This window comes from Butyrivibrio sp. AC2005 (genome assembly GCF_000424145.1).
GTDB lineage: Bacteria > Bacillota > Clostridia > Lachnospirales > Lachnospiraceae > Butyrivibrio.
The window spans coordinates 111,675-115,423 of record NZ_KE384140.1 but is presented as its reverse complement, the minus strand read 5'-3'; the positions used below and the strand labels follow the sequence as shown (position 1 = coordinate 115,423).

The following is a 3,749-nucleotide window of genomic DNA, read 5'->3' as shown; positions in this document are numbered from 1 at the left end:
TCCGCCACTAAGATTTAACAAGAATTGACCGAAGTCTCATCAGCGTTAAATCTCCGTTCGACTTGCATGTGTTAGGCACGCCGCCAGCGTTCATCCTGAGCCAGGATCGAACTCTCACGTTTAAATGTTTATATCAAGTCAAATGACTTAATATCGTTCGTCTGACCAGAACTTAAGCTTGGCTTTTTGTTCTGTCCGTTTTACCTTGTTAGGTTTTGTTCTCTGAATATTCTTTTTGGAATTTTCAGGGTTGCATTACTATTTCATTGTCAATGTGCTTTGTCTTGGCTTGTCAGCCGCAACTCTGATAGAATATCATGTTGTGAGCTTTCTGTCAAGAACTTTTTTAAATTTTTAATAGCTTGTTTCGAGAAAAATTATAAGTAGTTATCAGCTCTTAAATAATGCTCTCTCGAAGTGAGCGATGTTGATTATAGCATTCCTTAAACACGAATGCAACTAATAATTTTTGAAAATGTAAATGAAATTGCCGAATCAATTTTATAGCCTACTATATATTGTATGAGCATAACCCACATATAAGTCTCGACAGCACCGAAACATGCTCCGAGAATCTTATTCGCACTGCTTAATATAGGTACTTTGCCCGAACTTTTTGTTCCTTTTGCAATTCCGTTTATAACTCTATATATAGCAACTACAATTGCTATTTGAATTATTGTTTTAAATATATGCAGGTTCTCTCCATGTAATAATTTGCCAATCGATCCGGCTGTCAGGGTAAATATTACAAAACCCACAGCGAGAGAAGCTATTTCTATAAGTTCAGAAACAAGTCCATACTTATAGCCATTTGAGATTCTCCACAGTAATACAATTAAAACCGCAAGTGAAACTATCACCTGCGGTGTTTTGATAAATTCCATGATGTCCATGTTTTACCCTCATCCGTCAGCTTCGCTGACACCTTCTCCCAGAGGGAGAAGGCTTTAATTTGTTATGTCATCTTCTCAATAAAAATATACTATATTGTTATGTCATCTTCTCAACAAATAATATATATCATCTGTCACTAAATAATTATCTATCACTAAATAATCATCTATCACTAAATAATCATCTATCACTAAATAATCATCTGTCACCAAATAACCATCTGTCACTAAATAACCATCTGTCACTAAATAACCATCTGTCACTAAATAACCATCTGTCACTAAATAACCATCTGTTTTATAAAATCATTTTAGCTCAAGTGTATCGAGTGATCTTTCGGTGACAAGAAGGAATTTGCTTCTGACATTTGTAGGTACCATTACCTTTACTGCACGGTCGAAGGTTCCTCTGTATTTTTCCGTACCCTTCATGTCATATAGGATGTATTCGTTTTCTCCATAGACAACAATCTGTCCATTATCGAAGAGAACATCCACATATTCTGTATCAAAATATATGGTCGTATCAAGATTACCAGTCTCACCATAAATCTGAAGTCTGTATGCACCTTCTTCAGTATTGTTTACAAAAACAATTCCGACATGTGTATCATTATAGAAAACCGATTTGATCTCTTCGTCTCCGGTCAGGCTTTCAGTCTGACTGGTCGGAACTTCTTTTCCTGAATAAAACATGATTCTGTCGTCGGCGACCGCAAATATCTTGGAGTCGTTCATAAACTGAACATACGGAACAACTACATCAGGGTAATCATAGCCGCTTGCATAATTATCAGCAAGATTCTGTCCAACAGCACCAAAGTTAAAGAATGCAACACTGGTCTTCAGTTTTCCGCTATCAGCTTTCAGATAAGACACACATACCAGCTCCCCGCTGGGAGATATTGAGATATCAATCGGATAGCCGCTGTCCTGCATGGTGGTCTTGAAGCTGGCAAGTGTATTGCCTGTAGCGTCAAAAAGATAAATCCAGGTGACACTCTTGTCATCCAAAGCTGCAGCAACAACTCCCTGGGAAGCCACGCAAAAATCTCTGATGGGAAGGTTTGTGTCTATCTCTCCCAATGCTCCGCCGGTATTGGCAACATAAATATTATGCCCATTGTAATCCCCGATAGCCACTACGTTTTTGCAGGTATGCACCGTAGGATTCTGCATCTGATAGGTCTGATTCCAAAGCTGCTGTCCTTCACCATCCAGACAGCTTACGCCATCTTTACTGTATGTGAGAACATAGCCTTCGAGATTAATTGCCTTAGCCCCTGAAGCGTCCGCGATTTTCACAGAGGATGTAATAGAACTTTCTGTAAAATGCTTATCCCTCCAGCTGACATACACAGCCGCAACTATAAGTGCGGTTATTACTATGCCCGCTATGGTTCTGACAGCAACCGCTATCCTATGTTTTCTGATACGTTCCTTATAGGATGGACCGGTACTGTCATAACCGTCATACTCACCGGAATCAGCTATGTCAGCCTGATCATTCCAATCGTAATCTCTATTTAATGCCTCAAAGGGATTGTCGTCCTTATCCTCATCGTTTTTTCTTTGTAATTTTTTTAAATACTTGGTGAAATCCTTGACTTCTGCCATTTAAAACTCTTTTCCGAAAACTTGTTACATAAAGCGATAGACTGTTATGGAATCATACTCTCGCTCAGGTCCGAATACTGCATCCGGGAAATTGTCATGATGGATTGCATCCGGATAAATCTGTGTCTCGAGACAAAAGCCTTCTCTTTTCTTATAGACTGCTCCATTTTTGCCGCCGTCTGCTTCAAGACAGTTGCCTGCATAGAACTGGAATGCAGGGAGTGTTGTGGAACACTGCATTGTGATACCTGACTCCGGGCATGTAACTGTAGCAAAGGTTCTTCTTGTGCCGTCTGCATTATCGATTATGAAGTTATGGTCATACCCCTGTCCAAGCTTTAACTGAGCGTCATCCGCATCAATTTCAAGTCCGATGGCCTTTTCTTTTCTGAAATCAAAAGGTGTACCATCAACATCTGCTATTTCGCCGGTAGGAATAAGACCTTCTCCTACAACAGTAGTTTTTCCGGAATTGAACTGCGCAATATGATCTGTAATAGTACCTGAGTCATGCCCACGAAGATTGAAGTAGGAATGATTTGTGATGTTAATCAGAGTCTTTGCATCACTGGTTGCATGATAGTGAAGCGAAAGTGAATTATCCTCGGAAAGTGTATAGGTTACAGAAAATACCCTGTTTCCCGAAAATCCAATGTCCCCATCCTCAGCATTAAGTGTAAATGTGACGCTATTGTCAGTCTCGGATGCTTCCCATACTCTTTTGTGGAAGCCGTTATCAAAATCGCTGTGAAGGTTATTAGGGCCGTCATTTACAGGCATCTGGAAATTTTTACCATCTATGGAATAGGCTGCTCCACCGATTCTGTTTGCAACAGGGCCAACCACTACGCCTAAAAAGCAAGGGTTGTCAAAATAATTCTCAGGATTATCAAAACCAAGAACTACGTCTCTGAGTTTTCCATCCTTATCTTTTACAAAAATATTGCGGATTGCTGCGCCGTAGTTCATAAGGCAAACTTCCATACCCTGGTCATTTGTCATATGGTAGCCGTAGATAGGTGCTCCGTCCTTTGTTTCTCCAAGAAACTCTCTTTTCACACTCATGTTGTCCTCCATTCCCCCTCATCCGGCACTTCGTGCCACCTTCCCCCCAAGGGGAAGGCGAGGGTAAAATCCTACACTTCCTGCTATTAATATGCCAGGGTATAATCCTGCGCATCTTGCTATTAGTATGTCAGGAGATAATCCTGCACATCTTGATTTGGTATGTCAGGA

Annotated in this window: 4 protein-coding genes and 1 rRNA gene; all 5 read right to left on the bottom strand. The window is 40.3% G+C overall.

All coding sequences use genetic code 11. The features are described 5' to 3' along the window. A 16S ribosomal RNA gene (locus G602_RS0123335) occupies nucleotides 1-122 on the bottom strand; the annotation flags it as partial. A 321-nt stretch (nucleotides 123-443) separates the two neighbouring features. Beyond that, nucleotides 444-896: a CvpA family protein gene (locus G602_RS0123330; protein ID WP_026661199.1), complete on the bottom strand. Its 453-nt coding sequence runs from the start codon at nucleotides 894-896 to the stop codon at nucleotides 444-446. 102 nt (nucleotides 897-998) lie between these two features. After that, entirely contained in the window at nucleotides 999-1,178 is a 180-nt protein-coding gene (locus G602_RS30735; protein WP_155830063.1) for a hypothetical protein, read from the bottom strand. Between the two features lie 24 nt (nucleotides 1,179-1,202). Then, on the bottom strand, nucleotides 1,203-2,513 hold the full coding sequence (locus tag G602_RS28220) for a DUF5711 family protein (RefSeq protein ID WP_049945446.1): 1,311 nt from the start codon (nucleotides 2,511-2,513) through the stop codon (nucleotides 1,203-1,205). Between the two features lie 24 nt (nucleotides 2,514-2,537). Continuing rightward, nucleotides 2,538-3,578 carry an aldose epimerase family protein gene (locus G602_RS0123320; RefSeq protein WP_026661198.1) on the bottom strand — a complete coding sequence of 347 codons (1,041 nt, stop codon included), beginning with the start codon at nucleotides 3,576-3,578 and terminating at the stop codon, nucleotides 2,538-2,540. Nucleotides 3,579-3,749: the final 171 nt, after the last annotated feature.